Origin of the sequence: Mammaliicoccus sciuri (assembly GCF_025561425.1) — a bacterium.
GTDB lineage: Bacteria > Bacillota > Bacilli > Staphylococcales > Staphylococcaceae > Mammaliicoccus > Mammaliicoccus sciuri_A.
In genome coordinates this window covers 955,421-982,417 of the sequence record NZ_CP094824.1, presented here as the reverse complement: position 1 = coordinate 982,417, position 26,997 = coordinate 955,421, and the positions used below count along the sequence as shown (strand labels likewise).

The following is a 26,997-nucleotide window of genomic DNA, read 5'->3' as shown; positions in this document are numbered from 1 at the left end:
TTACTCGTTTTGAGTAGGTGCTTTATTATCAGCTTGTTGTTGTTCATTTTGTTCTTGCAATATTGCTTTTAAAATTGCATTCTCATGCGTAAGTCTTGAATTTTCCTGCACTAGATTGCTTATAACAATTTGTGGGTTTGCTTGTATGCTTTGTTCATTCATAATTTTGCCTCCAATTCCGTTTCTAATGCACGGACTTTTTTAGTTAATTCTTGTATAGCTTTAAGACACCATGCCGTCATTTCATAAGAATCGACACCGTCTCCGTTTTTCCATTCGTCTGGCGTTTCTCTTTCTAAGACAACACCATGCCTAACTCGTTGACTGTCTTCTTCCATTTCTGAATATAGCTTATAACTATATAATTGCACTCGATCAACCAAATGTTCTAATACATCTATATCCCAATTCTCAATATCATATTTATAACGTTCAGAGGACGTCCACGTTGCACTTGCTGCTCTAATAGGTATATATGAATTAGTGGAATTCCGCTTTGTAATACGGACTTCGTTATTCGCTCTTAAATATAAATTAGAGGCGTTTGTATTCGGATTGATTTCCAAGAAATTTGCATATAGTCCATTGGCAGCTAAGTCGCGCCAAATAATATCCCCACCATTATATAGAGAACGTCCAGTGATTCTAACGCCATTATCACTTCCGATATAAAAGCGAGCGTTTGAATCTCGATGAGATACTGATGCTAGCCAACCCGTACCACCTCTTATATCAACATAGCTATCTGTCGTACCTCTAACAGTAAACCTCACCTCTGAGCCTCTGTCAGGTCGAATATAAATATTTTGGCCCGCTGTGACATAGTTTGAATCTAAATAATTACCATAAAAACCTAATGCTCTAACATCTCTATAAATCGTATCTGTACCATTATATCCACCACGAGATGTCACACGTACTTCTGCATCACTGCCCAAGTAAAGATTAGTACCTCCATTAGTCATAACCTTATTACCTATAAAACTATCTGCTCTAATGGGTACATAGCGATAACTATCCCATGCACCGTCACTTGGTATTTGTGTAATGTCAACTGCTCGAACTTCAAAGCCTTGTTGAGCTGCTAAATACACATTGGAATTAGATGTTCCTAATGCTGCACTTGTAACCAATAATCTATCCATACTAAAACGTTTAGACCCATCGGGGTTTAACATCTCAATACCATTGATACCCATATCAAGTTTATGACCATCTGCTCTAGTCATAGTTATAGTGCCATTTTCAATATTTACTGACGCTTTATTGTCTTTCGCCTCAATACGTTTTGCGGTAATATCAACACTGTTTAAATAATTGATAGTCGCTTGTTTAGAGAATAGTTTATCTATATAAGCGTCCTTAATTGTTGTGACACCGTTTTTAACGATAACGTCCCCGTCGTTTATCTCAAACACATTCGTATTCAGTTTAACGCCGCTTGGTCCAACTGTAACATCACTAACCGTACCATTTTCGTCATACTTTAATGTCACGCCTGTTGTCGTGTTCACTAAAATTTCGGCTGCAATTTTAGATAGCGTTTGTTTTGTCTTGTTCAAGTCTGTTTCTTTGGCTCTTAAGGATATGTCTATACCATTTTGTTCAATGCCTGTTTCCATTGTTTTAAGACGTTCTGCTGTATCTTCTGGCGCTTTATTATAATCTGTATATATCGTACCTTTTTCGACTTGTATCCACTGAATTGTAGCGTTGTAGTTACCGTCTTTCGGCATGTCATATATACTTACTTGTTTAGGTTTATTTCGAGTAGACGCTTTCGCAACACCTGTACCTATCCATAAATCTAATTTTTGATTATATTCTAAATTGCACAAATGCGCATATCCGTCATCTGTATATACACCAAAAAAGTGATTGGTATTAGGTTGACCTTTAATTGTTACGGTATAAGTTTCTCCTACTATCCAATCTTCTGACAAATCATAAAATTTTCCATAAGTCGTATGATTTGTATACTTCCCATAGCTATCCAGAACTAAATTTTTTCCTCCGACTTTTAGATTATTTATTTTATCTTTTGTCGTCTGATACTCATTCAATGTCACTCTATCTCTTATTTCATTACCTAATTGAGTACGTTCAGAATCTGCTGTATTCAATCTACCCACTACATTGTTCATATCCGCTGTATATTGCGACTGCGACACTTTGGCGGCTATCTGACTAGGTAAGATATCAAGCGTAGCTTTTTGTTGGTTTACTTGCGTTTGCAATGGCGTTAAATAGTTATCGTATATCTTAGTAACTTCTGTGCTATCAGCTTTTAATAAGATGCCGTCTTTTAATACTTTGATGTCTGCTGATTGTGTTTGAACAGATGTCTTAATATCGGATAATTGCTTGTCGCTATCTTCTGGTGCGGGCGTCCATGCTGTTGCTATGTTACCTTCTTCAAGTTTTAAATTAGTAATTCTGACTTTGTTGTATGTTACAGGTAAACCGTTAGCCGTTCCGTCTGCTGTATATCTACCGGTATATGCAAGTAACCTATAGTCGTATAATGTGTTGATAGTAAAAGTATGTTTTACTATCATTTTATTACCGATTTCACGTTCTAAACTTTGTCGAGTATTAATAAAGTTACTACGACTACCGCCAACTATATGGAATAACATTCCATGACTTTTACTATATGTCATTTCAGATGTGGCTAACGCTGTTATTTCTAATTCAAAAGAAAGTGTATAAGTTTTTCCTTCTTTTAAGACGTTTTTAAGATAATTGGCACTATATAATTCAGTAGCCCAACCAGTGAAATCAAAAGATTGAGTGCTTCTTATATTAGGGTTAATATTGTTTCTGTCTTTCTCAGTAAAGGACTGTAACAAATTCCTGCCACCAACTTGCATTCCGTCAACTTTCTTAGTTACCGACGTAATACCTGCACTTAATTGTTCTTCTGTGCTGGTAATACGTTGATTCGTTTGTGTAATACCATTTTGCAATTCTTGTAACTTTGCTTCGTTCTCTTGCGACATGTTATTCATTGCACTTTCGATTGTCACGCGCATTTCTTCAAGCGTTTCTTTACTTGGTATATCAGCTATCAATTGACCCGTTTCTGCGTCATAAGTACCACCAATTACGTCTGCAACCTTTTGCATTGCCTCGTTGTATTTTTCATCTGTGTATTGCGATTGAAGTAATTTAAAACGTTCATCAATGGCTTGTCTTGCATTAAGCAACGCTGTATTTAGTGCATACGCTTGACCACGATATTGAACAATCATAGCTTGCGTATCCATTAATTTCCCTATCGTCGCTGTTTCTTGCGTCATGCTATCTAGTGATGAAGAAATATTTGAATAGATTTCAAGAAGTATATTTAGTTCATTGTTAAGCCAATCTCTTATATCCTCGTCAACTAAATATTCGCTATTTAAAACCTCGTATACTTCATTAGTTACTTTGGCATGTTGAACAGATATAGAAAGAAATGTGCCGTTAATCTCGTTGTAAATAATAGCCTCTTTCGTCATACCGCCGATTTGTTCAACGTCGTGTGCTGATGCATTTCGCCATTCACCGTCTACAAATTCACGTAACACTGCGACTTTTGGATTGGTTGTGTCATACCAGAAATCGCCTTCTTCTGGGCTTGGTGGTGGTGTGGCACCTCTATGGATAGTTCTTTGTAATCTTTCAATTTCTTCTTCAATTCTATCTGTGATGATCGTATTAGAATTGTTGATGTTATTATTTAATTTCTTTTCGATTTCTTCCATTCTACTTCTGAAGTATTTAAGTAAATCGTCTTCTTTGTATTCAACAATATTGCCAAAGTTCCATGTTAATTCGTCTGATATTAATTCATGTGTGAAACCAATTACTTCACTTTCTGCATACAAACTAGGTGTATAATCTGGGTTCTTAATTCTTACAATGTCACCGAATCTTATTATTTCGTAGGGATATTCTTTCTCTAAATCAAATGCTTCAATCTCATAACTAAGAGCTGAGGACTTACGCTTATTTAGTTCTGTTTTTGTGAGTGTTGTCAATCTCTCAAGTGTCATGTTTTGATCATCAGATTCAGGTTTATAAAATCCCCAAAGATAACGTTCTGGCAAACCAAATTGTTCTTGCGCATCTTTATCCACTATAGCCACACTTATTCTGGATCCATCTTCTTTTTCTGGACCTTCTGCATATAATGCAGTTTTAACTTCTGACATATCAACAGTACGTTTCATAGAAATTAAATCTTTACCATATACAATCTCTTTACCTTCAAATAAAGGTTTAGGTTGTAACATATTCACTTTTCTTCTAATGACTTCATTGCCTTCTATTTCTATTTCATAATCTGGCTCTAATTTATAAGTTGTGGTTAACTGACCAATCATTTCATGTGGTGTTCTAACAGATGTCCATGACATGGATTTAATACCACCATATTCACATAAACCTTCTTCCCAACCAGAATCTCTTAAAGTTTCTGATAATGCTTCATTCACTGTCATTTTGGTGAATTTACCTGCAGGTATTGGCTTAGCTTTTCCGATATCTTCGACATAAGATGCATCACATTCAATTTCTAAATACTTACCTTCTTCTTCAATTCGATTAATAATAAACTCTCGATAAGCATTGGTTTTATCCTGTATGATGACACGATTACGCTCTTTAAAATGTTCAGCACGCTCAGAAAGAAGTGTGATATTTAACAGTTCACTTTTGTCTTCTTTACTTCTAGTGTGTTTTGCACGAATGATTGCAGAATCATCTTGACTGATAAAATCAATAATCTCACTATTGAAATTAAGTACATGTATCAAATTCTCACCTCCTTCTTAATGGTATCTATCACGCCAGATTACTTTTGTATCAAACTTTCCAGCAGGTTCAATTATTAATTCCGACAAACCACTATCTACATTAAAATAATTAGATCCAAAATCTTTCATTTTCAAAGCACTCTCATCATTTAATGTAACGAGATTTTGTCCAGTATCTATTACAATCAGATCTCCTTGCCTAATCACGATTGGTGTTACGTCTGATTGTTTTGGTAACAATTCCTGAATAGAGAACCCTAATAAATTTACATACATTCTTTTTTCATATTTAACAGACTTTCCAACATACATTTGTGCTATTCTTGCCTTGCGTTGATAAAAGTTACCACTGTCCTTAAAAGTCTTTGAATCTTTATCGAGTGGTTTTCGTCGACCTTTATCTTTACCATAATCATATTTACACGTTTCAATGTATATCTCATTGCCTTTACGTTCTAATGTCATAAAGACATGCATATTATCTATTTTTAAATATTTAAATGGCGTTTCTCTAGCATAAATACGTTGTGCCTCACTATGTTCATTATATGCATATGCGATAATCTGACCGAAGTTACGACTAGTTGATGTATTGACATAACCGATACTGAATAACGTTCTATTATTCTCATCAACTATATAGGTAAAACCTTTACCAGGACCTGTATCTGCATGATATCTCACAAGTACTTTGAACTTCACTCTAAAATCTCCTAAACTTTTACCAAGTGATTTATAAATTGCTGCACCATGCCAATTAGTTGTACTTGCGGTCCCATAATTTGAAGGATATATACTCTCTTTCAATTCTGAAACCCCGAATCTTCCCCCGTTCGCATCTCCACCATCTAACTTATTACCAAATGAAGTATTTGCTGCAACATAAGCCCAATTACCTATACCTGTATGAAATTCATCATTGAATAAAAACGGTTCTTCATCTTTGTTAACTTTATTCGCATCTTCTGATTTACCAATCATAAAATAATCTTCTGCTACTCCATTTTGACCTTTAGCAATCATATAAGATGTACTGTCTTTCAATGCTCTTGCTTCAATTATGACTGGTGTAGCTGCGGTACCTTTATTATGAATTGCAACTTCATCTGATATAGCTGTGTTTTCATATTCATTAGATGAGTATTTAAATGGATCTGTTAAAATAACTTTTATAGAAAACCTAATAAACTCTTTAGGATTTTTTGGGATTTCTATAGGGCCGTCAAATCTTGCTTTCCAGTACCATGATTTCGACTTAAATCTTAATTCAACTTCACCGTCATAATTAAAAAATCTCACTAATTCATTTACTATCTCATCATGACTTTTTATTCCACCAGGCGATAAATAATCATTTCTCACAATTAAAGGTAATTCAAACTCTACTTCATCAATATTTCTTGATTTTTTACACTACCTGGTCTACCATTAACTTTTTCTCTTTCTGTAGCAAAATTAAAAGAGGGTATATCAAACCCTCTTGCTACAACAAGCCAATCAATTTTCTTTCCATTTACTAAAATAGTATCAAGCATTTATACACCTCCTATTAAGTCGCTGGATTATATCTACCTTTTCTCTTTTTAATGCGTTCGTATTTCTCAATCAATTTAAAAACTTCATTTTCAAGCGAATACTTATCAATAACATGTTCATAATCTTTATTTGCTATTTCTTCGTTAGTTGATACTAATTTAGAAACCAAACTTAATAACATATCAAATTTCTTTTCAAGATTTGAATTACTACTACCTGAACCAGTTGAAGGATTTGGTAAATTATTAGGTCTCTTACTTTTCGGTGAATTTTTCTCTAAATCATTAGCTGCTAATGCTATTATTTTCCAAGCATCATTACTTCTGCTTGGGTCTGTAGGTACAATCCATTCTGGATAACCTTCTTCAGCTAAATGATATAGTCCATTCCAAACCTTACCACCTGTAGCAAATCTACGACTACCAGTTGGACCCCAACCAGATTTTCCGTAAGGTAAATTCCTTCTCCAGTTAGAGTTATTAAAAAATGCTAGTAACTGATCATATCCAGATTTAATATTTCCGTGTCCTTTCATGGCATATGCTTTAAATGTACTAGGTACATATTGTAATAAGCCTTGTGCAGGTGTACCTCTTAAGTTATTAATATCTCCAATATTACCTTGCGTTACACTTGCATCTCCACCGCTTTCACGTTGAATTTGTGCAATAATACCATTCACCTCTTTGCTAGATAAATTTACTTTCATTCTTCTTGCTGCTCTTTGAATAGTAGAACGCCATTGTGAAGGTGCTTGTTTACCTCCACCTTTTCCAGATAAGAATTTAGCAGGATCCACTGTATTTCTGTTCGTAATATCTGCTGAATGACCTTTCTCTACTTGGTAATGTAAATGAGGACCTGTCGTCCATGCACCACTGTTGCCTGTCTTCGCAAACTTGTCACCTTGTTTAACTCTACCTGTCTTTAATATGCTAGATAAATGCATAAAGAATTGAGTGAACTTACCACTTAATAACTTAGCAACTAAGCCACCACCATGATTGTGTAACTTAGATACAGTACCGCTAGTTGGCGCTGTCAGTGTTGTACCGACTGGAGTTGCATAATCAATTCCATAATGTCGTCCACCGTTAAATCCATAACCAGCTACGGCTTTGTTAGGACTATATGGTGTTGTAATAGCGTACTTCGTGAATGAACTACCATCTCCACCACCACTATCTTCAAGCCATCCGCCAAATAAATCTTTTACGCCTTCTTTTAGTTTTTTATACATTCCTGCCATCATTTTTCTAGGTAATTCAGGTAGACTACCGAAATCTACACCAAAATGAGACATGACCTTATCTACTAGTTTTCCTGGATTGGATGCAAAGTCCCAGACATCACCTATAGCTTTATCAAATCCTTTTTTCAAAGCTTTAGCAGTGTCTTTGGTACCATTAATAATTTGCTTACCTGCATTATTTGCTTGAGCCATTTTCTTACCAGCATATTTACCTGCATCTTTTTTCTTATCATCAAGCCAACTACCTAGACTAAACCTTGGTAATGTACCCGTGCTAAACTGTGGCGTATTCAAATAATTATAAGTTGCTGTTCCGTTATGAACTCTTGAGCCTTTTGGCAAAATAACCTCTGTGTCTGTTTTAGGTGTCATTGCTAGGCGTCCATTCGGATACTCAATCATTTCATGTCTAAATCCACCTGGCCCATTGCCTGGTCCTTTATCGCCAACTATGGCTCTCGTATGTTGTTTCAAACGACCCTGACTATCGGATAAAGCATGATTATGTTTTACAGTACCAGTAGATAATTTAATATGTTTGAATTTATCCATACCAATTTTGGTCGCTACTGCATTGACACCATCAATTAATTTGTTTAAACCTTTTTTAACACCTTTGACCATACCACCTATATGATCTTTAATTTTCCCTACTATACCTTTTAATTTATCCCTCATTGATCTAAAACTTCCAAGCACAGCATCTTTAATATTTCTTGCCATTCTTGTCGTTTTATCTTTTATTCCACGCCAAATATTAGACATGAAATCTCTCAACTTTTGATTAATACTCTTACTACTTGAAAATAGACGTTCAAACTGATTTTTAACACTTCTATATAAAGAGACCACTTTATCTATTGTATTTTTTCGAATTTTTGTCCATATATCGCTTAAATAATTACGTAACTTTCTAAATATATTGGCTGATTTATCATACAGTCTAGTAAAACTATTTTTTACATTGACGTACAATTTTGTAGATAAATTAGAAATTGAATCTCTTAACTTTCTCCATAAACGCACTGCAAAATCTCTTAATTTACTAAATATATTTTTTGTAGAATTGAACGATTTAGTAAAAGCACTTTTAATATTTGTGTATATTGATTGAACAATATGTTTAATTCCATTTCTCATGGCTTCTAAAATTTTGTTTACGGTCTTTCTCATGAGAGTAAAAATATTTTGTGTAAATTTAAAAGTCTTTGTGAAAACACTAGATGCTGAACGGTAAATGAAACCTAATGAGTTTTTAAATATACTAACTATAGCCTTCCATCCACCACTAAAGATTTGTTTGATGCCCTCCCACATTTTTCGGAAGTCTCCAGTAAATAATCCAGAGAAAATTTTGATTGTACCCATAATTACATTTAATGCGCCTGAAATAACGCCTTTAATATTACCCCAAACTGAGACTACTAGCCATTTAATACCTGGCCAAATAATTTTCATGAGGTTCCAAATCAAAGTCATGATCGGACGTATTATGTTACCCCAAATAAATTTGAAAACAGTTGATATAACATTCGCTATATTTTGGACTGCTTCAGTAATTTGAGCACCGTTTTGATTCCAAAAACTAGTTAATTGGCCACCAACTTGACTAGCAAAACCTTTTATTGCATTCACAACTTGAATGAATGTATTTTTTATTTTATCTGCAAAGGATGTTATTCCGACTACTACATTCGGTGGAAATATTTTAGATAGAGTAATGATTCCATCTTGTCCATTTCCTTTGAATAATTGGAAGAAACCTTGAAGTGCAATCTTTGCTGCTTTAAAAACATTCATTACACCTGAAACAGCTTTATTTACAATATTTCTAAATGTTTCCGACTTCTTATAAGCGACAGTGAATGCGATGCCTAAGGCTGTTAATCCACCGACAATCCATAATAACGGACCGCCTGCAAAACTTATTGCAGGACCAAGCATAGGAAATAGCTTGACTAATGTAGCTACTTTTCCAGATAGAAATGCCATAACTCCACCAGCTTTACTAATACCAATTAACAATGGTCCTAATGTTGTCATTGCACTACCAATCACACTAATAAACGAACCAAATATAAACACCACCGGTCCAATTGCAGCAGCTAACGAACCAACAACAGCTATTGTTATCTTCATACCACTTGACATGTTAGACATACTTTTTAAAACGCCTGTTAGTCCCTTAGCTAACTTTACAACGATTGGCGCGATAGCATTTCCTAGCGAAATACCAAAAGCAACGACATTGTTTTTCAATATTTTTAATTGAGATGCCATTGTTTTATATCTTTGATTTGCTTCGTTTGATAAAGCTTTATTTTCTTTCCAACCCTTACCAGAGATTTGTACAGCTTTCCCCAATAATTTGTGATTATTAGCCATTCTTAAAATGGTATCTGATTCTCTAATACCTTTGATACCTAAATCAGCTAACATCTCAGAAAGATTGGCTCCTTCTTTTTTAGATTTGGCCAATCCACCAATAAATGTATCTAATGCTTTTACCGGGTCTTCTTCCCATTGTTTCTTGAACTCAGCTGACGAAATTCCACTAGCATCAGCAAATGCTTTTAATTCTTTTCCGCCTGCACCAACTGCTTTGTCAATCTTCTTAAGCACAGTTGTCATAGCAGTACCACCTGCTTCTGCTTCAATACCTAAAGAAGACATTGTCGCTGCAAGACCTGTTATATCTGATTCTGTCATGCCTACTAACTTACCTTGTGCAGCTATTCTCATGGACATACTCATAATTTCTGATTCTGTAGTTGCCATATTGTTACCCAAAGCGACGATACTTGAACCTAATCTACTAAATGATTTTTGTGGCATATCAACGATATTGGCAAATCTAGCAAACTCAGTTGCTGCTTGTTCTCTTGTTAAGTTCGTTGACTCACCTAAATCAATTATTGTTTTAGAAAAATCTAATATATTACTTTTCTTGATACCTAATTGACCGGCCATTTCTCCTACTTCAGCAATATCCGTAGCTGCAACAGGTAGGTTTTTAGACATTTTGATAATTCCGTCGGATAGTTTTTTGTAGTCTTTTTCACTACCATTTACTGTTTTTCGAACGCCTGCAAAAGCACTTTCATAATCAATAGAAGCTTTAACTGCAGCACTAAAACCACCTACAATAGGGGCTGTAACATACATACTCATTGACCTACCGACGTTTTTCATTCCATCTCCCATCGTTTTTAAATGAGGTCCAAATTTAGAAAAGTTATTCCCTAATTTACCAAGAGTAGTATTTAAGGCTCTTTGATGGTCTTGTAAAGATTTAATATGTTTTTTAGCTTCTTCTAATTCATGATCGTATTGATTTAACTTAGCTGCTGCTTCATTATATTTAGATGCTGCAGCTTGTGTTTTTGCACTGTTTTCTCCTGTTTCAGAACTTAGTTTTTCATAGTTTTGACGTAATTCTTTAGTAATTCTTGACTGTACTTGTTGACGTTTACTTAATCCATCAACTTTAACTTTTGATTTTTCTAAAGAATTATCATATCTACTAAATTTAGATAAATTCGCAGACATTTCTTTACTGACCATTCTCATTTGCCGATTTAAACCTGTTACACCTTTATTAAAGCCTGAACCGTCTAAATCAACTTTTATGACCATATTTCCAATAGGACTTGGCATAAAATTCCTCCTTTCCTTCTAAAATTAAATAAATAAAAAAGTCACTCATAATGTTTGAGTGACTTAACCAAATATATCTTTAAAGCTTTTGGCTTCTTTTTTATTTTCGATTTTTGATTCTACAATCTCCAAGAAAAAATGAATAGGCATATTCGCTATTTTTTCAGGATCCATTCCATCTTCCATTAATTGTTTTGAAACTTTTAAATAGTTGTTATATACTCCTTCTGGAGTTAAATCTTCTTCTTTTAACTCGTCTTCTCGCTCACGAACTTTTTTGTATCACTGGGTTCTCCACCACTTGTTATATTTCTTAATATAGTTCCTAGATATTCAAAGCCATCTTGACCACTAGGTAACCCTTTTTGTAACTCTATTGTTGTAAATTGTTCGTCAAATGCTTCAGTTATAAATTCAAACACTTCATCTAAAACGTCCATTTGAGACATTACTTGTTCAGTATATTCTTCCTGTAACTTATCGTATTCTTGTTTTTCTGTTTCAGATAATGCTTCGTATTGTTCCTCTGTCAATTCATCGAAGTTTGGCTCTTTAAATACTTTTTGCATTTTCATAGATAATTTAGAACCTTGCATTGTTTCAAATAATGTAAGAATTGGTTTTGCTAAATACTTTTTATATTGTGGTTTACCTGTTTTTGTAAAACCTGTTATTAGTTCAATTGATGTACGTTTCATTTGTTTTCCAACTTTCTATTGTTATTTTTAATTTGACCAAAATAAAAATAAGTAGAGGACAATAGTCCTCCACTCTTATGCTCCAGGTACTACTCCACCAGAAACAACTGGTTTTTCAACTGCAGGAACAACTTGTTCTCCAACAGTAGACATAAATTCTTCATATGTTTTACCGAATGTTTCCATAAACACATAGTCACGACCTTTAGTTTCACCTTTTGCATCATAACCTGTAACATGTGAAGCTTCGTCGAAAATACGGTCAACAAAACTACCTTCAACTTCGTCATTTTGGAATTCTACTTTATCTTGTTTTGATTGTCCTTTAATAGACGGTCTAGTAAATTTACCTTTAAATAAACCAACCCATTCGCTAGAGCCATCATGATTACGACGTTCAAATACTGCTCCTACGTCTGGTAGAATATCTTTCGCACTATATTTAAATCCACCAGTACCTTTAGTTGCACCCGATAAGAATGCTTTTTGTTCAGCTGGTACAGTAACAAAAGTAGTTTTAATTTCTAATTTACCATTAGAAACGGCAGTTGCAGCAACAATATCATCACCATAATCGTCTTCAGATTCTTGAGGTCTTTCCACTTCAATTTCTTTTAAGAATCTTGTTCGAGTCCCGTTACCGTATTCGATACCTTCTTCACTATCTTTTTTAATTGGTGCCCAATAAAAATTAGATACACCAATTGCAATCCCTGTAACTCCAGTGCTTGAAGCAAAGTGTTGTAGGTTTAATTTTAGTAATCTTTCAGATTGTTTTAAGTTTTTTAACATGTTTAACTCCTCCTAATTTTCTCTTAATGAAAAAACCGTACCTTTTACACGAATGATTTCCCTAAATGTAAGGGTCTCTATTTCATATAACGGTTCACGGTAATATGCTTGGAAATTCATTTTTCCCAATAAAAAAACAAGCATTTCTGCTTGCTCAAATGGTTCGTTTTCTGACCACCAAATATCAATTTGATAATCATATTCTCTTGAAAGTTGCTGATCATCAGCGTAATCTTCTGGTGAAAAAGGTAAAGGAACTATTCTCACTATTGGATTATCTGTTTTTTTATGAAAATTTTCAGGCACGATGTATTTAAAAACATTATCTGCCAGTGTTATCTCTTTGTTTTTGATTATCTCATTATAAATTTCACTCGTAATGTTTTTAATCATCGTAACCCTCTTTTCATTGCAGTCTTCATAGCATTGAATACTGCATTTCTGCTTTCTCTTTCTGATTTTGTAATAAATAATTGTGGCCTTTGATACATTGTGCCGAATTCAGTTGTATGAATACGATGTGAATACCCTTTTTCATATCCAACAGCGACATACTTTTCAGATGTACTTCTATCTGTTTTCACATTAGATATAGCAACATGACTCCGAGCATGTCTTCTCTGTTCACTAAGTGGTGTATTCTTTCGAAGAATTGGAATGATAGTAGATGCTCCAGCTTTCAAGACTCTCTTTTCTAGTGTAGACATTTGTAATAATTCTCTCTTTAATCCTTCAGCAACCGTATTTTTAACGATTTTTCCACCCATTAAAAAGTAACCTCACAATAAACACGTATAAATGATTTATCTATATAATCAGGTTTATAATATTTAATATTATATTTATAACCTTCATGTAAGACATAGTGCTTATTGCTCGGTTTGTAGTCGCCTCTTGGATCACGAATTATAATTGTTTTGATAAACTTGCTTTCGTTTGAAAGTGCCGTTTGAGTATCTGTCTCTTTAGAGTCTTGGATACAAGCAAAGCAATTATATAATTCAACTGTTTTAGGTCTAGATGGTAAACCATTAACAGATTTACTAATATCTTCGCAAAAAGATACTCTTTCATTCAGATTATTTGAGTTAAATTTCATTTTCATCACTTCCAATGTAATCAATAAACCTACTTCTCAAACGATGTACTACACTCATTACCATATGTGGAGCATAAGATAATGTTCGTTCGTTAAAAGCTATTCTATTTTCATAATAGTACGCTGTTAGTGGAAAAACAGCAGTTCTAAATGAAGTCTGATTATCAAACCAATCTTTATGTTTTTCATATTCATCAGTTACTGCACTCGCAATATCTTCTTTTGACCACTCATAATAAGCTTTTAATAAATCATCTTCATAGTGATGATCTACCTTGCAGTGCATTTTTAATAATTTAAAATCTTCTTCAGTGATTGTCATTTAATCACCTCTTATTTTTTATCTTCGGATTTCACATCTACTTTTTCTTCAACTTTTTCAACACGTTCTAAAATAACGCCATGCTTTTTTAATTTCTCATTAATTTCATTCGCACGCTTAACTGTCATTTTTACAACATCACCAGGTCTAAAAACTTTCCCAATTTCAATATCTTTATAAATATGTTTCACTTTAAATTCTGTCATTTTATATTCCTCCTAATTTTGTTAAATTAAAGAGGCTTAAAATTAAGCCCCTGGTATTACAGTTGCATCTGTGTAATTAATAACAATCGCTGCTTTATAATCAAGAATTCTTACATCTTGACGCGTAGCAACCATTAAGCATTCACCGAAATGCATGTAGTCAGTCCATGATGCTTGATATTGAGATCGATCAAATAACACTAATGCATCTTTTAAGTTACCGAAAATAAGTGTTTCGTTTCCTTTGTCGCCAAGCATTTCATCCGGTAAAATCTCAACTTTTGCACCCAAAAGACGTTGTTGTGATTTTTCTTTGATATCTGGTTGGATTAGGTAATTACCGTTTTTGTCTTTTAACTTATCTAACTTCGCAAACATAGTTTGTGACACGATTGCAACGTTATGCTCGTAGTTAGGTTTGATATTTAAGTTAACTGCATCTTTTAAACCGTCAACACCCGTTGCTTCAATTGTTTCAAGTTTAGTAGAATCACCTTTTTCGCCAGGTCCACCATTTTTAATAACGTCAATGATCGCTTTGTTACGTGTAGCAGCAATCGTACGTGCTAACCACATTTTTAATTCTTGCAATACATTGATTTGACTATCTTCAATAGCTTCACGTGAAATTCGGAAGTATCCACGACGAGTTTTGATATCATACGCTAATTGGAAGAACGGCTTAACTGCCAATTCTGGGTTTTCAGCCAATTCTTCAACTTCCGGTAACGCTGCCACTTCTGATTGACGAACGACGGGGTATTTACCTGAGCCGTTATTAACTTTTTTAACTGTTACATATTTATCTAAATTGAATTCAACTTTTTTCAACTTCAAAATATCTGTAACGATTTCCTCAGGAATCACGACGAAACCAGAATCAGTTTTAAGCGACCCGCCTTTAATGTCATCACGTGATTCTAAATAAGCTTTAAAGTCACGCACTTCTTGTGAAGTTACTTTCGTTTCAGGCATTACACCTAAATCAAACGCGTTGAATTGTGAGCGTGTAGAACGTCCATTATTTTCAACAGTAACCGGTTCAGGGTTTGCGTTTTCTTCTTCTTTCGATTTAGCTAATTCCTCTTCCTTATCTTTCAATTCAGAACGTAAATCAGCGATTTCTTGTTCTAATTTTTCTGCTTTTTCTAACTCGTCACTGTCAAGTGCTCGTGTTGCAAATTTAACTTTTAAATCGATTTGACGCTTGGTATCTTCAATCATTCCAAGCAAAATTTCAATTTTATCCATTTGTTTTCCTCCTAAAATTTACATAAAAAATAGACGTCTAAAACGTCTTATGGTTGTATTTTTTACGGTGTTCAACTTCACCGAGTTTTCATTTTTTCAAGTCGTTGTCTGATTTCGTTTTTGCGTTTCTCGTGTTCAAAATTTTCGATGCTTCTGAGTGCCGGTTTTACATCTGTGTCTTTATAAGCAGGATAAGTTACTACTGACACATCTGTCAGTTCCCGAATTGCCTTTAATGTACGTTTGTAGATGTTTTCTTTTTCATCAAAACGCATTTCATCACCATCAGCATCAAGCATAAAGCCAAATGAACATTGATTGATGTTACCTACACGCATATTTTCATACAAGTCTCGTGCGAATGTCGTGTTAGGTAACTTACAACGATACTTTAAACCTGTATCATCAACAGTTAAATCGAGTGTACCTGCCGTCGTTCTACCAATGATTTGAGATGGCAAGTGGTCAACTAAGCAACGCACATCTGATAAATCAGTGTTTTCTAACGCTTGTTTTGAGATGGTTTCTTTAAAGCCCCCCAAATTTTCCGACCATGTATCAAATTTTAAAGCGTAGCCCTCAATAAATATGTCATTATCGTCGTTAGAACGTACTTCAACAATATTACCTTTTCTCGTCTCCTTCTCCATTTTCCTCACCACCTTTCAATTTATTATCAGTACCACGCGATTTATTCATCTGATAATCATCAACTAAATCAATATTTACGTGGTTTAGATCCACACGATGTACGCTACCCTTTCCACCAGGAATAGGCGGTAATCCGTCGCGCTTTCGAACTTCATCAATATTGGTTTTACCGCTATCAAGATTAATCTTGTCAATCTCAGCTTGCGTTTTTTCATCAACCACACGTATTTCAGTAGTATCGAACTTAAACTCGCGTGCTACATCGGTTCTTTCATCGTTAAATTTGAAATTCAACTCCGCACATACACACGTTGTATAAGGCTTAAGTGTGGATAGATAGTCTAAATTTGCGTCTGTTATGCTCATATTCGTTGTTTCAATACCAAACTTATGCAACGGTATGCCGAACCCCCCTGCAATCTCACGTGTGGATGATTTGTTTTCACGGATCAGTTTTAAAACTTCCGTATCAACTTCCAATTGGTCAAACGTCATTGACTCATCTAGTACAACGACTTTACCTGCTTGCTTTGTACCACTAAATGCTTTGTGGAATTCTGTTCTTGCTCTCTCGCGTGCTTTTTTATCATTAAGTACACCTTTCATCTTAAGTATTCCGCCTACGTGTGTACCGTTTCTTAAAAAGTTGTTTAGAAAGTCTTACCGTTGTTGTCTGAATCGATAGTTTTGCTCAATGTATCAAGTAGCGATAGTCCGTTAATACCATCTAACGAGTAGAATTTAATATCGAGCATATCTTCAAACTTAATTTTGCGTGATGTCGATTTGCCGTTATCGTCTATTTTTTTGAATTCGTAATAATACTTACCTGATGGGCTAAGTTTTAACTCAATTTCAGATGTTTTCCGAAATGCAAGATTGACGGGATTACCTTTGTAATCTCTTGCGATTTCAATGTATCCGTGTGATGTGAGTAGAGAGTTAGCAAACACGACTAACTTAAAAATATAGCCGTTATAAAAAGGATTAGGGCGTATATTCAAAAGTTTTGTAATCTTGTTATTAAAATCAATCTCGCCGTTGTTTGTTAACCGAATAGGCATACGTGCTAAGTCGGATGCAATCATCATGACAGCAGTAAAAATATCACTGTGTTTAATAGCCTCCACATCTGCATACTTTCTCAATGGTTGCCCTTGGAATCCCGGCAACGTTTGTACCATCATTTGTAAATCATCTTCGTTATACTGTAATTCTCGTTTTTCTCTATAAAAGATTCCCAATTAATTTACCTCCTTTCTTGCGATTCACGGTCAATAATCAGTGCGATTATAATCAGGAATGAACCAGTAACGATTAATCCAATCACTGTACCATAACCGATGTATACTGCAAAATTGACCGTGATTAATCCCAATAAAAAAAAGATACTAACAATGTTAGCGACCAATATCTTTAAAAACGTATATAATTTATCAAAATTCATTACGTCACCTCCTAAAAATCAAATTCTTCACTTTCATAAATAGATGACCAATCTGTCTCAAACTCATGCATTCTCGCTTCGCTAAATGCAGTAATAACCGAAATGATAGGGTCAATCTTCTGTCTGTTCAATTTCTTATTGATTTTTACATTATCTTCACCGTCATACATCAACACGGCATTATTAACCGCTATTGTAAGAAGATGTTTTCCAAAATGTCGTACCTTTTTATCTGCTACCCACATTCTAAATTGCTTGATAGTTTGTGACAGACTTTTAAAACTTTGTCCAACTTCGATTAATGGCCAGTCAATCATCATCGTTTCCAAACTCGTAATAAACGATTGCGCGTTCCACGGATCATAACAAACTGCTATTACATTTAAATCATATTCTTCAACGACTTGCAAAATGTATTCAATCACACGTTTATAATCAATCATGCCACTTTCTGAGGTCGTTGTTTCCGCTTCACCTTGATTAACTATATATTCATAATTAATCTTATCCCGCTTCGTTTTTTGTTCTAATGTGGTTCGTAATCCTATAAACGAATAACTATCGATTAATACCGATTCGTTATCATTTGGAAAGATAAAACCGACAGAAGTCAAATCGTCTAAACGTGATAAATCGACACCAATATAAACATCACGACCATAAAGATTATAATCCGCTTTATTAACTTCTACTGATTCCCATTCAGAAATATTAATCAAGCTATCTTCTTTGTTAGCTTGCCACAAATTAAAGTTTTTAATCAGAATCTTATGAAACGATGTACCTTTTTCAAGCTCATCTTGAATATCTGACTTAATGTTACGCAATATAGTATCTCTATGCTCTTTCGATTCGAGTAGTGGCATTGCTTTAATCCACTGCGATTCATCGTTAACCTCGTCTTCTGAGTCCATTTCAGCGCAATAAACAAAATAACTGTCTGCCTTAACTTCCCCTGAAAGAATTTTAGTAATGTATTTGTATTCTTGATACATCTGACTGTTTAAGTTGTCGCCCGCTGTCGAAATCAAGAGAGTGAGAGGGTTCTTTTGCAATGTCATACCTGTTTTAAAACGCGAATACATCTCGTCGTCTGGCATACTTGCCAACTCATCTAAAATCGCAACAGTAGGGTCTTTACCATCTACCGCATCAGGATTGTTTGACAGTGGTTCAAACACACTTTCTGATGCAATGTGTGCTAAGTCCGTTTTGCGTACGTCTGTCGATTTTCGAATGTAATCACTTTTAGAGCGTAGCAATTTGATTTGTTGACTTGCCATTTTGAAAATCGTTTGTGCTTGTTTATATGTTGAAGATGATACATAGATTTGTCGATTAAACTTAGGGTATTGACCGAACAATAGCCCATTTAACGACATACCTGAGACGATAAGTGATTTACCCTGTTTACGTGCCATGCTGATATACGCTTTTGTATATCTTCTAAAGCCTCCTTTTCTACGCCAACCATAAATGCTACCTACAATAAATTTTTGAAATAACATTAGTGGCATAGGTTCGTTTGTTTTAGGGTCCGGCAACATCTCAATAAATTTTATTGCTTTATTTGCCTGCTTAACATCCCAATAACAATCTTTTGGTGGATTTTTCAAATCTTTTAAATGGCGTTTAGCGACTCCTATGTTCTTTTTACTTGCTAAAATATCGCCATTAATAACCTTTTGTGCATAAAGTGTTGTATAATCAACCATCATTCATCACTCACAAATTCTTTGAATGGATCATCATCTTCTTTTTCTTCCGGTACAACAATACGTAAGCGACTATCAATGGTTAAGCCCAATGTGTTAGCTGCTTGTTGCATTCGTGTACCCGCTTTTTCTTTTGCTGTAAATGCAGGGTTAACTTTAAGCCCTCTATCGGTTTCAATAACCACACCTCCTGTTTCTTCTATCAAATGAGTTGCTTGTACAAAGTCACTGTAAAAACTACAATATTGTGCAAGTTGAGCTCGGTCTAAAGTAGAAATCGGCAAATCTTGCATATATGGAATTACCCGTTTGTATTCTTGTCTTGCTATATCGTCCAAAAAACCAGGTGGTTCAGGGTCTATTTTCGAAAATTTATTCAATTCCGCCTCTTCACGCTCTTTTTTGATAATTTCTTCCGACGTATAATTCTTATTTGAGTTATGAAGTAATTTTTTAGGTCTACCGGCCATAAATCAACACCTCCTACTGAAATTTAATTAATTAAGGGAAATCTTTAAGAAGAAAAGTTCGCCCCGTTCCGGGGAAAAATTTTTCCTCGGCCGTCAAAATTGGTGGGGGACTTTTTATTTTTTCGTATTTTCATTTTCTGAATTTTTGTTTTTTCACTTTTTTACTTTTTATTAATTTCGCCCTTTTAAATCTTCTTGTGTTTTTTTGTTATGACATTCATTACATAATGGTTGAAGGTTTTCTTCATCCAATCTCTTTGACCAATCTACTTTTGTTGGAATAATATGGTCTACTACTTCAGCAATTCTTCCACAACTACTACATAAGTAATCATGTTTCAGAAGTATTCTTTTTCTCATAGTTAACCAAGCATTTGATTTATAGAAGTTGATATATTCTGGATCGTTTCTTCTTCTAGTATCGTTATATGCTTTGTTTGTATATGTTTTGTGCTTATCACAATATGTTTCGTCTCTACTTATCAATGTATTACATGTTGGATGATTACATCTTCGCATGATACCAATATCAATCACTCCTTCATCACATAATAAAAGGACCAACACAATGTGTCAGTCCTAGTTATAATTTTTCTATGCTATAACAATATCATGATTAATCAATAGTTTGTGTAGAATGTTTGTTGACAACGTTGACTACTAACTAATGAACTTGATTCTCTTGATACACTCAGCATGCTTCTTTCTAATGTATTGTTCACTATAACCTAAGTCATATGCAATCTCTTGTAATGTCATACCATCTACATATTTCTTTCTAAGTATCTTGTGTTCTATACCTTGGAAACGGTCCAACAAACTTAATACTCTTTCCTTCTGTTCTTCTAACTTTTTTATCCTCTCATTCAATTCCTCTAACTCCTCCTCAATACGGCTGACCTGTTGTAAGCGAGAATGAAAGTCATGCTTCTTTCCTAAGTCTGCTCGTGCATAACTTATTGAGTGCCACCTCTCCATTTCTTCAATGCATATATCTTTTTTTATCTCTAATGCCTGCTGTTGCATATCCAAGTTCTGGTATAACTCTAGCCACTCGAACAATACATCTCACCACCTTTATTAAGAAGAAACTAATTACAGTTTCTTTACATCATATACATTAACTTGCTGATCATCGTTATCGTTACTAATCAATAATGTATTTCCAATTACATCATCCACAATATATTGGCTATTACTAAATAAAATTTTATCTCCTGGTGAAATGTTCTCTACTCGATTAATACTGTGCTGTTGATTAAATCCACCTGGATATCTATTAGATAATTTATTTAAATTATGACCTACCACTTCATCGAGTTTTACGTCACACATACTAGCGAGTGAAGATAAGTACCAAAGAACATCGCCGAGTTCTTTAACCATTTCGTCTTTGTTTAACTCATGGCCATGGAATATATGTTTCTTAATGTTGTCTGCAACTTCTCCTGATTCACCTGTTAAACCTAATGCATAATTAGTTAAAGCTTCGCTCATGTTTTGTTCAACGTTATGAGTTCTTAACGCTATCTCTTGATATTTATTTAGTTCCATTATTTTCTCCCTCCATCTTCATCTGTAAGATAATAAATTTAAATGCTTGTTCTTCTGTAAACTTTGCATTTACTAATTCGTCAAATAGTACTTTCATTTGTCGAAAACCTAATCTATTCTCATCAGTTTGTACTTGCTTCTTAAAGTCTTCTATAGTTAATTCAAACATCATATTTCTAATGTCTTTGTTTAGCATTTAGAATCCCCCTCATAATTATTAACTATCATATAAACTTCAGGCATCCAATCTTCTGGATACTCTATCCAATGTGCATTGATTGCATTGTGAATTTCATTATATTTTTTCGCTTTTTTGTACACATCATAAAGTTCCTCTAGGCCATCCTTATCACCTAAATAATTATAATAACCATGCAATACTTGCTTATTCGTAAATTCATATTCGTAAGTAGAATCACAGGATGTCATTAATGTTTCAGCTTTAGACTTAATGATATTTAATTCTTTATCTATTACTTCTTCGAAATTATCACCATATGCTTTGTTAGATAAAATGAAATATTCATTAATCAGCCATTTAATCAATTCATCTTTAGTATTAATTTCTTTAATTTGCTCTTGTACTGTTGCCATTTCTTATCCCTCCTTAACTGCCATAATAATTAATGCTATCAGTATTGCTGCGAATAGTATTAATCCGAATATCAATGTCTACCAACTCCACTGAACCATGTTTCTGCCTCTTTATACTTATCTGATTCATAATCAATAGCTGCCTCCACTTCGTCCTGCACACTCGCATACTTATATGATCGTTTGATAAATGTGTATAGTGCTATAAGCGATATTGTTATTGTGATTAGATATAGTTTCATAAGTTAGTCCTCCTTTTAATTTTTTAAATTTTGTTGTTTTTCTCTTTAAAATAATTTATATTTATATCCAGGAGGTGCAAAATGTCAAAAATTTCTAAATTAGTAATATTTATTACAGTTTTTGTTTTAACTTTAACTTTTACTGCTACTGGTTATGTTCAAGCTAGTGAAAATGAAGATTATCCATCAGAGGAACAAGTTAATAATGATAAATACATAGCTCATTTATCTGATGAAGAAATAGCCGATTTATATGAAATAATTAGTGATGATTCCGAGGAACCAACTATAACGCCTCGTATCGCTCCAATTATTCCATATCTTGCTTCAGCAGTGATCAGTATAGTTGTCAAACAAGGTGGAAAACACCTTGTAAAGAAAATTTCAAAACACGCTTTACAGCGTGCTGCTCAAAGAGGAATTACAAAGCAACAATTCGCACATACAATGAGATTTGGACAAAAATATACTGATAAAAAAACTGGTGCTAAAATCTTATATGATAAAAGTTCTAAAACGACTTTAGTTCTAGATAAAAAAGGTAAAACTGTTGTTACAACGTATAAACAAAAAAGTCCTAAAAAAGTCTGGAGAAAGGGGCACTAAATATTGTCTATGATTACAACAATGTTAAAAGATATTGATTTCAAAGAAAATAACATAGTCTTATCTCTTAAACATACCAAGTCTTCAACTACCGATGATATAAAACATACTTACTTCAAGTTAATGGTTACTTATGAACAATCTTGTATAGAAAAAGAAATAGTATTATTAGATGATGAAATTCAAAACTTGAATATTAGTAATTTCACTAATGATTCTCCAGATTACTTTTTTAATGAACCAGATTTTTGGTTAACAATTATTCAATTAAATGAAAATGATTTAATTTTATATATAAATTTTGACTCTGGTTTGAACCACATGAATATGGCCACTGAATCAGGATTATCAGTACGTATGAACGTAACAAAAGAGTCCTTTATCACTTTTACTAATAATTTAAAATCTATTATTTAATTTTTATTCGAGCCATTCGTAAATGAATGGCTCGAATTTTACATATTGGAGAATGAAATTATTAGTAAATTTTAATTACTCAATTTCTTCTTTTGATAATTCTTCAACTTTCTCTTCTCCACCATCAAATAATGTTTCGTTTTCTGCTTGCTCTTGTTCTTCTTCACTGTCTACATCTTCTAATGTTAATTGATCTGGATTTTCTACTTCATCTTTAAATAATTCTTGTCTTATATATTCAACTCTTCCATATTGTTGAGTAATAAAACCATTTGGAACATTATCTCCAGAAACTTTAAATTTAGTTCCAGCTTTACTTGCTGTACATACAATTGTTGCTTCATAAGCGAAGAACTCAATTGACCAAGTCACATGTTTATCAGTAGCGTTAAATTGTTTTCTTACTACTCCATCTTGTTCATTTTCTCCAAAAGTCTTTTTAATTAGTTCATCTGCGAATTGAATATTTCTCATTATAATTCCTCCACTTTCACTTTTATTTTTGGTACTTCTGCATATCTTTTAGCACAATGAATTTCAACCACTAGGGCATCATCTGTCCATATCTTTTGGTTTGCAGCATCCATAAATGTCTTAATTAAATTATCTATGTCTGGCTTATTCTTTTTGAATGCATGTATCATTCTTTTAATTAATGATTTAGACCATGATTTGTTCATTGGGAATTCAAACAATAAAGTCAATTTTATTGCATCATCGATATTTAGTTCTGGCATTTGCTCTTTTATAAATTGTTTGTGTTTTACGTAATTAGTTGGCATGTATGTTTGAATAAACTTTCCAACGTTCCTAAATCTTGGCCTAGGAGATGCCATTGGTTTATCTAAGTGTTTTGTATCTTTTTTGAACAGTATCGTAAATGAATGAACCGTCATGATACTTCATTTACTTTCTGGTAATATAACAACGCATGATCTTTATAAAATGCTAGTTCATGTTGTATTCGTTCAATATCAACTTCTGTTTGTTCTGTATGTCTTTCGCTAAGCAGTGCTAATTTGTTTTGATATTCTTTGTTTGCCTTACGGTATTTCTTAGCTTCTTCTAAAATATTATTAGATTCCTTAACTAATTCATCTAGCTGCTGCTTGTATGTCTCTTTATCTTCGTTAATCTTCTGATAATCACGTGACAGCTTTTCATACTCATTTCTCAGTTCCGTCTTTTCATCATTAATCACTTTTATTTCGTCTTCAAGTAGATTAATACGACCATGTAATTGATTCTTTTCAGATGTTAGCTGATTTATTTTTTTATTAAGTGACTTATTTTCTTTCTCTAAAACCATTTTTCTAGCAATAGCAACCTTTGTTGTTGACTCATCATTTTGTTGATTAATAACATTTTTATCTGGTTTTATAATTCTTGAAGTTAATTCTGGATTAGTTAATTTGTTTTCATTTTCTTTAAGTTCCGACTCTGCTTTTAATTTTTTAAATGCCTTGTGATTTTCTGATCTAAAACTATAAACTGCACCAGTAGTTACTCCAATTCTTTCAGCTACAGCTTTAACAGATTTTAGTTCCTCTAATAATTCAAATACTTCACCTATCGTTTTACCTTTAAGTAGTACGCCCAAATTCTTCACTCCATTCAATTATTTCTTTTTCCATTTGTTTTTTTGTTTCTTCAAAAGCTTTACGTTCTTCCGTTGACATTCTTTCCTCTTCACTACTTCTCTTGTTTTTATAGCTGTTATCTGAAACCCATTGCGGCGTTTTTTCAATTGACTTTAATATATAAGGCTCATTGCTCTTATTTTTATAATTGGTCATCTTTTGCTTTTCATATGCGCGTACCTCATCCATTGATTTAAGATTAGACTTTAACCAATCCTTTAAAATAGCTTTAGCATATCCCCAGTTCACTTTATTTCTATCGAGTGCTAACTTTAATGCTGCAGTTACTATTTCATCTGAATCATTCTCAAAGCTTTCTAAGTAATAAGTGATATCTTGTGCAGTGTATTGATTAATAATTCCGAATCCTGATTCTTGATAAAAGTCGTAGACGGTGGACACCTTCTTCTTCTCATTCTTTTCATTCTTTACATTCTTATCCTTCTTTACATTCTTAGTCTTGTATCGTCCGCTGTCCTCTTGTTGTTCCGTCTGTTGTTCCGTTGGGTGTTCCGCTCGTTGTTTCGTTGGTTGTTTCATTGGCTGTTTTTCTTCTTCATTTTTCCCTTGATAAACCCCGTAGTTATGGACTTTTATAGTTGTTCCGTTTGTTGTCTTTTTTGTACTTATCATGTCGTCATCTTCTAACAACTGTAAAAACCTTCTTACTCTGTTTCTGGAAACTCCCCAACGTTCTGAAAGTTTTAATTCTGAAGTATGAAATGTACCTCTTCTAATAGTGATGAGTTCTCCACCAATTACAGTTTTTTTATCAGTGTGGTTAGTTAATAGTATTATTTCCATCCACCACTTAAACCTTTCCGCATCTTCCCAAATCCAATGATCCATAACTTGACGGTGTACTTTAATCCAACCAGTCATAACTCCACACCTCACTTTCAAAACTGGTTAAATTAAAATGGCAAATCATCGTCGTTGATATCTATCGGTCCATTGGCATTTGAAAATGGATTACTGCCATTTGATTGATACGAACCTTGATTCGTTTTATTTCTTTGGCCACTTTGAGCATTACCTGATTGATTAGTACTATTAGTAGATTTTTCTTTATTCAAAAATAGAACTTGTGAATTAACTTTACTCACTTTCAATTGCGTACCATAATTAATCGTGCCATCTTGACGTTCACGATTATTATTTTGTATCTCGCCTTCAACACCTATTAAATAGCCTTTCTTTGCATAGTTGTTTATAAATTCAGCAGTTTTATTAAAGGCAATACAATTAATAAAATCACTCTCATATTCATCTTCATTATTTTTAAATCTTCTTTGAACCGCAATATCAAATAGTAAGTACTTTGTGCCATTTGTTGATTCTCTTAGCTCTAAGTCTTTTGTTATTCGGCCAATAAACTTACAATCATTATTATCCATTTATAAACCTCCGATATAGACAGGTACACCACTTGCTTCTTGTACCTGCTGTTTGATTAATTGAGCATCAGAATTGGTATTACTAAGGTGTATTAGATGAATCTGTTGCAACTGTGTTAAATCATTCACCCTCAGTAGTTTTAATGCATATTCTAAGCTAAAATGTGAATCCATTATCCTGTTAGCCAACCCTTGATGAATAGAGCCTTTTTGCACATTCTCTTGCATTTTTTCGTAGATATAATTCACTTCTAACATCAAGTGCGTTAAACCTTTAAAACTATACTTACAATACTTTGTATCTGTTAAGTACAAGACTTTATAACCTTGTGTACTTTTTAGTAAAAAGCCAACTGGTTCAGCTGCATCATGTTCTATTTCAAAAGGTAAAATTGACCATGTACCGATTCTAGTTTCCTGTTTAGCTTTTACTGCATGCAGTCTGTGACTTTGAATATTTTTTGCTTTCATTGTTCCCCTGGTCATGTAACAATTAATTCCGTTCTTTAAATACTGGTCTGTATATTTAGCATGATCACCATGTTCATGAGTGATGAGACAACCTGCTATATCTCTTGTTCTGTATTGAAGGGCTTTTTGTACCTTTTCAAACTTCACTCCTGCTTCTAATAAAAGTGTGGTTCTGCCA

31 protein-coding genes and 2 pseudogenes are annotated in these 26,997 nt (G+C 33.7%); 2 read left to right on the top strand and 31 right to left on the bottom strand.

Going from position 1 to position 26,997, the window contains the following annotated elements; all coding sequences use genetic code 11:
• The 25 genes and pseudogenes from MUA60_RS05050 to MUA60_RS04925 all read right to left on the bottom strand — a co-directional run bounded on the left by MUA60_RS05050 (nt 1) and on the right by MUA60_RS04925 (nt 22,288).
• Nucleotides 1-162, bottom strand: coding sequence for a hypothetical protein (locus tag MUA60_RS05050; protein WP_262650057.1), 162 nt, complete (start codon nt 160-162; stop codon nt 1-3).
• Complete coding sequence (locus MUA60_RS05045) at nt 159-4,802, bottom strand: phage tail spike protein (protein WP_262650056.1); 4,644 nt, start codon at nt 4,800-4,802, stop codon at nt 159-161. Before MUA60_RS05045 ends, MUA60_RS05050 begins: the two co-directional genes overlap by 4 nt.
• Before the next feature lie 15 nt (nt 4,803-4,817).
• Nucleotides 4,818-6,164: a phage distal tail protein gene (locus MUA60_RS05040; protein ID WP_262650054.1), complete on the bottom strand. Its 1,347-nt coding sequence runs from the start codon at nt 6,162-6,164 to the stop codon at nt 4,818-4,820.
• Nucleotides 6,165-6,184: 20 nt separating this feature from the next.
• Nucleotides 6,185-6,337 carry a hypothetical protein gene (locus MUA60_RS05035; RefSeq protein ID WP_262650053.1) on the bottom strand — a complete coding sequence of 51 codons (153 nt, stop codon included), beginning with the start codon at nt 6,335-6,337 and terminating at the stop codon, nt 6,185-6,187.
• Nucleotides 6,338-6,351: 14 nt separating this feature from the next.
• The gene (locus MUA60_RS05030) at nt 6,352-11,247 is read right to left on the bottom strand and encodes a phage tail tape measure protein (protein WP_262650052.1); all 4,896 of its coding nucleotides are present in this window, start codon (nt 11,245-11,247) and stop codon (nt 6,352-6,354) included.
• A 63-nt stretch (nt 11,248-11,310) separates the two neighbouring features.
• The gene (gpGT, locus tag MUA60_RS05025) at nt 11,311-11,433 is read right to left on the bottom strand and encodes a phage tail assembly chaperone GT (RefSeq protein WP_179926228.1); all 123 of its coding nucleotides are present in this window, start codon (nt 11,431-11,433) and stop codon (nt 11,311-11,313) included.
• A 62-nt stretch (nt 11,434-11,495) separates the two neighbouring features.
• Entirely contained in the window at nt 11,496-11,945 is a 450-nt protein-coding gene (locus tag MUA60_RS05020; RefSeq protein ID WP_179926227.1) for a hypothetical protein, read from the bottom strand.
• 111 nt (nt 11,946-12,056) lie between these two features.
• Nucleotides 12,057-12,737: pseudogene (locus MUA60_RS05015) on the bottom strand (major tail protein); the annotation flags it as partial.
• A gap of 12 nt (nt 12,738-12,749) precedes the next feature.
• The gene (locus MUA60_RS05010) at nt 12,750-13,130 is read right to left on the bottom strand and encodes a DUF806 family protein (protein WP_262650050.1); all 381 of its coding nucleotides are present in this window, start codon (nt 13,128-13,130) and stop codon (nt 12,750-12,752) included.
• Nucleotides 13,127-13,504 (bottom strand): HK97-gp10 family putative phage morphogenesis protein, encoded by a 378-nt coding sequence (locus MUA60_RS05005; RefSeq protein ID WP_262650049.1) that lies wholly within the window; start codon nt 13,502-13,504, stop codon nt 13,127-13,129. Before MUA60_RS05005 ends, MUA60_RS05010 begins: the two co-directional genes overlap by 4 nt.
• Nucleotides 13,504-13,836: a head-tail adaptor protein gene (locus MUA60_RS05000; protein ID WP_179926225.1), complete on the bottom strand. Its 333-nt coding sequence runs from the start codon at nt 13,834-13,836 to the stop codon at nt 13,504-13,506. Before MUA60_RS05000 ends, MUA60_RS05005 begins: the two co-directional genes overlap by 1 nt.
• Nucleotides 13,826-14,158 carry a head-tail connector protein gene (locus tag MUA60_RS04995; protein WP_262650048.1) on the bottom strand — a complete coding sequence of 111 codons (333 nt, stop codon included), beginning with the start codon at nt 14,156-14,158 and terminating at the stop codon, nt 13,826-13,828. Before MUA60_RS04995 ends, MUA60_RS05000 begins: the two co-directional genes overlap by 11 nt.
• Before the next feature lie 11 nt (nt 14,159-14,169).
• Entirely contained in the window at nt 14,170-14,364 is a 195-nt protein-coding gene (locus MUA60_RS04990; protein ID WP_070369218.1) for a hypothetical protein, read from the bottom strand.
• A gap of 42 nt (nt 14,365-14,406) precedes the next feature.
• Complete coding sequence (locus MUA60_RS04985; RefSeq protein ID WP_262650046.1) at nt 14,407-15,615, bottom strand: phage major capsid protein; 1,209 nt, start codon at nt 15,613-15,615, stop codon at nt 14,407-14,409.
• Nucleotides 15,616-15,692: 77 nt separating this feature from the next.
• On the bottom strand, nt 15,693-16,265 hold the full coding sequence (locus MUA60_RS04980) for an HK97 family phage prohead protease (protein ID WP_262650045.1): 573 nt from the start codon (nt 16,263-16,265) through the stop codon (nt 15,693-15,695).
• A pseudogene (locus MUA60_RS15425) lies at nt 16,240-17,354 on the bottom strand (phage portal protein). Before MUA60_RS15425 ends, MUA60_RS04980 begins: the two are co-directional and overlap by 26 nt.
• A 161-nt stretch (nt 17,355-17,515) precedes the next feature.
• Nucleotides 17,516-17,713 (bottom strand): hypothetical protein, encoded by a 198-nt coding sequence (locus MUA60_RS04965; RefSeq protein WP_262650040.1) that lies wholly within the window; start codon nt 17,711-17,713, stop codon nt 17,516-17,518.
• A gap of 11 nt (nt 17,714-17,724) precedes the next feature.
• Nucleotides 17,725-19,428 (bottom strand): terminase large subunit, encoded by a 1,704-nt coding sequence (locus tag MUA60_RS04960; protein WP_262650585.1) that lies wholly within the window; start codon nt 19,426-19,428, stop codon nt 17,725-17,727.
• Nucleotides 19,428-19,898 (bottom strand): phage terminase small subunit P27 family, encoded by a 471-nt coding sequence (locus MUA60_RS04955; protein WP_262650038.1) that lies wholly within the window; start codon nt 19,896-19,898, stop codon nt 19,428-19,430. The genes MUA60_RS04960 and MUA60_RS04955 overlap by 1 nt, the downstream gene beginning before the upstream one ends.
• Nucleotides 19,899-20,069: 171 nt before the next feature.
• Nucleotides 20,070-20,426, bottom strand: a complete 357-nt coding sequence (locus MUA60_RS04950) for an HNH endonuclease (protein ID WP_239775241.1) — start codon at nt 20,424-20,426, stop codon at nt 20,070-20,072.
• A gap of 132 nt (nt 20,427-20,558) precedes the next feature.
• Nucleotides 20,559-20,960, bottom strand: coding sequence for a sigma factor-like helix-turn-helix DNA-binding protein (locus tag MUA60_RS04945; RefSeq protein ID WP_048542361.1), 402 nt, complete (start codon nt 20,958-20,960; stop codon nt 20,559-20,561).
• A gap of 33 nt (nt 20,961-20,993) precedes the next feature.
• Nucleotides 20,994-21,452, bottom strand: coding sequence for a nucleoside triphosphate pyrophosphohydrolase family protein (locus tag MUA60_RS04940; RefSeq protein WP_262650037.1), 459 nt, complete (start codon nt 21,450-21,452; stop codon nt 20,994-20,996).
• Nucleotides 21,439-21,648 carry a hypothetical protein gene (locus tag MUA60_RS04935; RefSeq protein WP_262650035.1) on the bottom strand — a complete coding sequence of 70 codons (210 nt, stop codon included), beginning with the start codon at nt 21,646-21,648 and terminating at the stop codon, nt 21,439-21,441. The genes MUA60_RS04940 and MUA60_RS04935 overlap by 14 nt, the downstream gene beginning before the upstream one ends.
• Nucleotides 21,642-22,046, bottom strand: coding sequence for a hypothetical protein (locus MUA60_RS04930; RefSeq protein ID WP_262650034.1), 405 nt, complete (start codon nt 22,044-22,046; stop codon nt 21,642-21,644). The genes MUA60_RS04935 and MUA60_RS04930 overlap by 7 nt, the downstream gene beginning before the upstream one ends.
• A 71-nt stretch (nt 22,047-22,117) precedes the next feature.
• The gene (locus tag MUA60_RS04925; protein ID WP_262650032.1) at nt 22,118-22,288 is read right to left on the bottom strand and encodes a hypothetical protein; all 171 of its coding nucleotides are present in this window, start codon (nt 22,286-22,288) and stop codon (nt 22,118-22,120) included.
• Between the two features lie 81 nt (nt 22,289-22,369).
• Between MUA60_RS04925 and MUA60_RS04920 the strand changes: the two genes are divergently transcribed.
• Complete coding sequence (locus tag MUA60_RS04920; RefSeq protein ID WP_262650031.1) at nt 22,370-22,894, top strand: DUF4258 domain-containing protein; 525 nt, start codon at nt 22,370-22,372, stop codon at nt 22,892-22,894.
• 3 nt (nt 22,895-22,897) lie between these two features.
• Entirely contained in the window at nt 22,898-23,311 is a 414-nt protein-coding gene (locus MUA60_RS04915) for a hypothetical protein (protein ID WP_262650030.1), read from the top strand.
• A gap of 75 nt (nt 23,312-23,386) precedes the next feature.
• Here the strand turns inward: MUA60_RS04915 and MUA60_RS04910 are convergent, their stop codons facing one another.
• Genes MUA60_RS04910 through MUA60_RS04885 form a run of 6 tightly spaced genes read right to left on the bottom strand, consistent with a single transcriptional unit; the run spans nt 23,387 to nt 26,966 of the window.
• Complete coding sequence (locus tag MUA60_RS04910; protein WP_070369226.1) at nt 23,387-23,785, bottom strand: hypothetical protein; 399 nt, start codon at nt 23,783-23,785, stop codon at nt 23,387-23,389.
• On the bottom strand, nt 23,785-24,207 hold the full coding sequence (locus MUA60_RS04905; RefSeq protein ID WP_262650027.1) for a RusA family crossover junction endodeoxyribonuclease: 423 nt from the start codon (nt 24,205-24,207) through the stop codon (nt 23,785-23,787). Before MUA60_RS04905 ends, MUA60_RS04910 begins: the two co-directional genes overlap by 1 nt.
• A complete protein-coding gene (locus tag MUA60_RS04900) occupies nt 24,204-24,911 on the bottom strand; it encodes a hypothetical protein (protein ID WP_262650025.1) in 708 nt (235 codons plus the stop codon). The genes MUA60_RS04905 and MUA60_RS04900 overlap by 4 nt, the downstream gene beginning before the upstream one ends.
• On the bottom strand, nt 24,895-25,833 hold the full coding sequence (locus tag MUA60_RS04895; protein WP_262650024.1) for a DnaD domain protein: 939 nt from the start codon (nt 25,831-25,833) through the stop codon (nt 24,895-24,897). The genes MUA60_RS04900 and MUA60_RS04895 overlap by 17 nt, the downstream gene beginning before the upstream one ends.
• Before the next feature lie 32 nt (nt 25,834-25,865).
• Nucleotides 25,866-26,348 (bottom strand): single-stranded DNA-binding protein, encoded by a 483-nt coding sequence (gene ssb / locus MUA60_RS04890; RefSeq protein WP_262650023.1) that lies wholly within the window; start codon nt 26,346-26,348, stop codon nt 25,866-25,868.
• Nucleotides 26,349-26,966, bottom strand: a complete 618-nt coding sequence (locus tag MUA60_RS04885; protein WP_262650022.1) for an MBL fold metallo-hydrolase — start codon at nt 26,964-26,966, stop codon at nt 26,349-26,351.
• Nucleotides 26,967-26,997 lie beyond the last annotated feature (31 nt).

Excerpts from the sequence above, each read along its gene's own strand:
- ssb (WP_262650023.1), bottom strand. The coding sequence starts at position 26,348 with ATGGATAATAATGATTGTAAGTTTATTGGCCGAATAACAAAAGACTTA.
- MUA60_RS04905 (WP_262650027.1), bottom strand. The coding sequence starts at position 24,207 with ATGACGGTTCATTCATTTACGATACTGTTCAAAAAAGATACAAAACAC.
- MUA60_RS04940 (WP_262650037.1), bottom strand. The coding sequence starts at position 21,452 with ATGGAACTAAATAAATATCAAGAGATAGCGTTAAGAACTCATAACGTT.
- MUA60_RS05005 (WP_262650049.1), bottom strand. The coding sequence starts at position 13,504 with ATGGGTGGAAAAATCGTTAAAAATACGGTTGCTGAAGGATTAAAGAGA.
- MUA60_RS04960 (WP_262650585.1), bottom strand. The coding sequence starts at position 19,428 with ATGGTTGATTATACAACACTTTATGCACAAAAGGTTATTAATGGCGAT.
- MUA60_RS04935 (WP_262650035.1), bottom strand. The coding sequence starts at position 21,648 with ATGCTAAACAAAGACATTAGAAATATGATGTTTGAATTAACTATAGAA.
- gpGT (WP_179926228.1), bottom strand. The coding sequence starts at position 11,433 with ATGGAAGATGGAATGGATCCTGAAAAAATAGCGAATATGCCTATTCAT.
- MUA60_RS04980 (WP_262650045.1), bottom strand. The coding sequence starts at position 16,265 with ATGGAGAAGGAGACGAGAAAAGGTAATATTGTTGAAGTACGTTCTAAC.
- MUA60_RS04910 (WP_070369226.1), bottom strand. The coding sequence starts at position 23,785 with ATGAGAAATATTCAATTCGCAGATGAACTAATTAAAAAGACTTTTGGA.
- MUA60_RS04965 (WP_262650040.1), bottom strand. The coding sequence starts at position 17,713 with ATGAATTTTGATAAATTATATACGTTTTTAAAGATATTGGTCGCTAAC.
- MUA60_RS04925 (WP_262650032.1), bottom strand. The coding sequence starts at position 22,288 with ATGAAACTATATCTAATCACAATAACAATATCGCTTATAGCACTATAC.
- MUA60_RS04985 (WP_262650046.1), bottom strand. The coding sequence starts at position 15,615 with ATGGATAAAATTGAAATTTTGCTTGGAATGATTGAAGATACCAAGCGT.
- MUA60_RS04930 (WP_262650034.1), bottom strand. The coding sequence starts at position 22,046 with ATGGCAACAGTACAAGAGCAAATTAAAGAAATTAATACTAAAGATGAA.
- MUA60_RS04995 (WP_262650048.1), bottom strand. The coding sequence starts at position 14,158 with ATGACAATCACTGAAGAAGATTTTAAATTATTAAAAATGCACTGCAAG.
- MUA60_RS04895 (WP_262650024.1), bottom strand. The coding sequence starts at position 25,833 with ATGACTGGTTGGATTAAAGTACACCGTCAAGTTATGGATCATTGGATT.
- MUA60_RS05010 (WP_262650050.1), bottom strand. The coding sequence starts at position 13,130 with ATGATTAAAAACATTACGAGTGAAATTTATAATGAGATAATCAAAAAC.
- MUA60_RS04990 (WP_070369218.1), bottom strand. The coding sequence starts at position 14,364 with ATGACAGAATTTAAAGTGAAACATATTTATAAAGATATTGAAATTGGG.
- MUA60_RS05035 (WP_262650053.1), bottom strand. The coding sequence starts at position 6,337 with ATGCTTGATACTATTTTAGTAAATGGAAAGAAAATTGATTGGCTTGTT.
- MUA60_RS05020 (WP_179926227.1), bottom strand. The coding sequence starts at position 11,945 with ATGAAACGTACATCAATTGAACTAATAACAGGTTTTACAAAAACAGGT.
- MUA60_RS04955 (WP_262650038.1), bottom strand. The coding sequence starts at position 19,898 with ATGGCCGGTAGACCTAAAAAATTACTTCATAACTCAAATAAGAATTAT.
- MUA60_RS05050 (WP_262650057.1), bottom strand. The coding sequence starts at position 162 with ATGAATGAACAAAGCATACAAGCAAACCCACAAATTGTTATAAGCAAT.
- MUA60_RS05030 (WP_262650052.1), bottom strand. The coding sequence starts at position 11,247 with ATGCCAAGTCCTATTGGAAATATGGTCATAAAAGTTGATTTAGACGGT.
- MUA60_RS05000 (WP_179926225.1), bottom strand. The coding sequence starts at position 13,836 with ATGAAATTTAACTCAAATAATCTGAATGAAAGAGTATCTTTTTGCGAA.
- MUA60_RS04920 (WP_262650031.1), top strand. The coding sequence starts at position 22,370 with ATGTCAAAAATTTCTAAATTAGTAATATTTATTACAGTTTTTGTTTTA.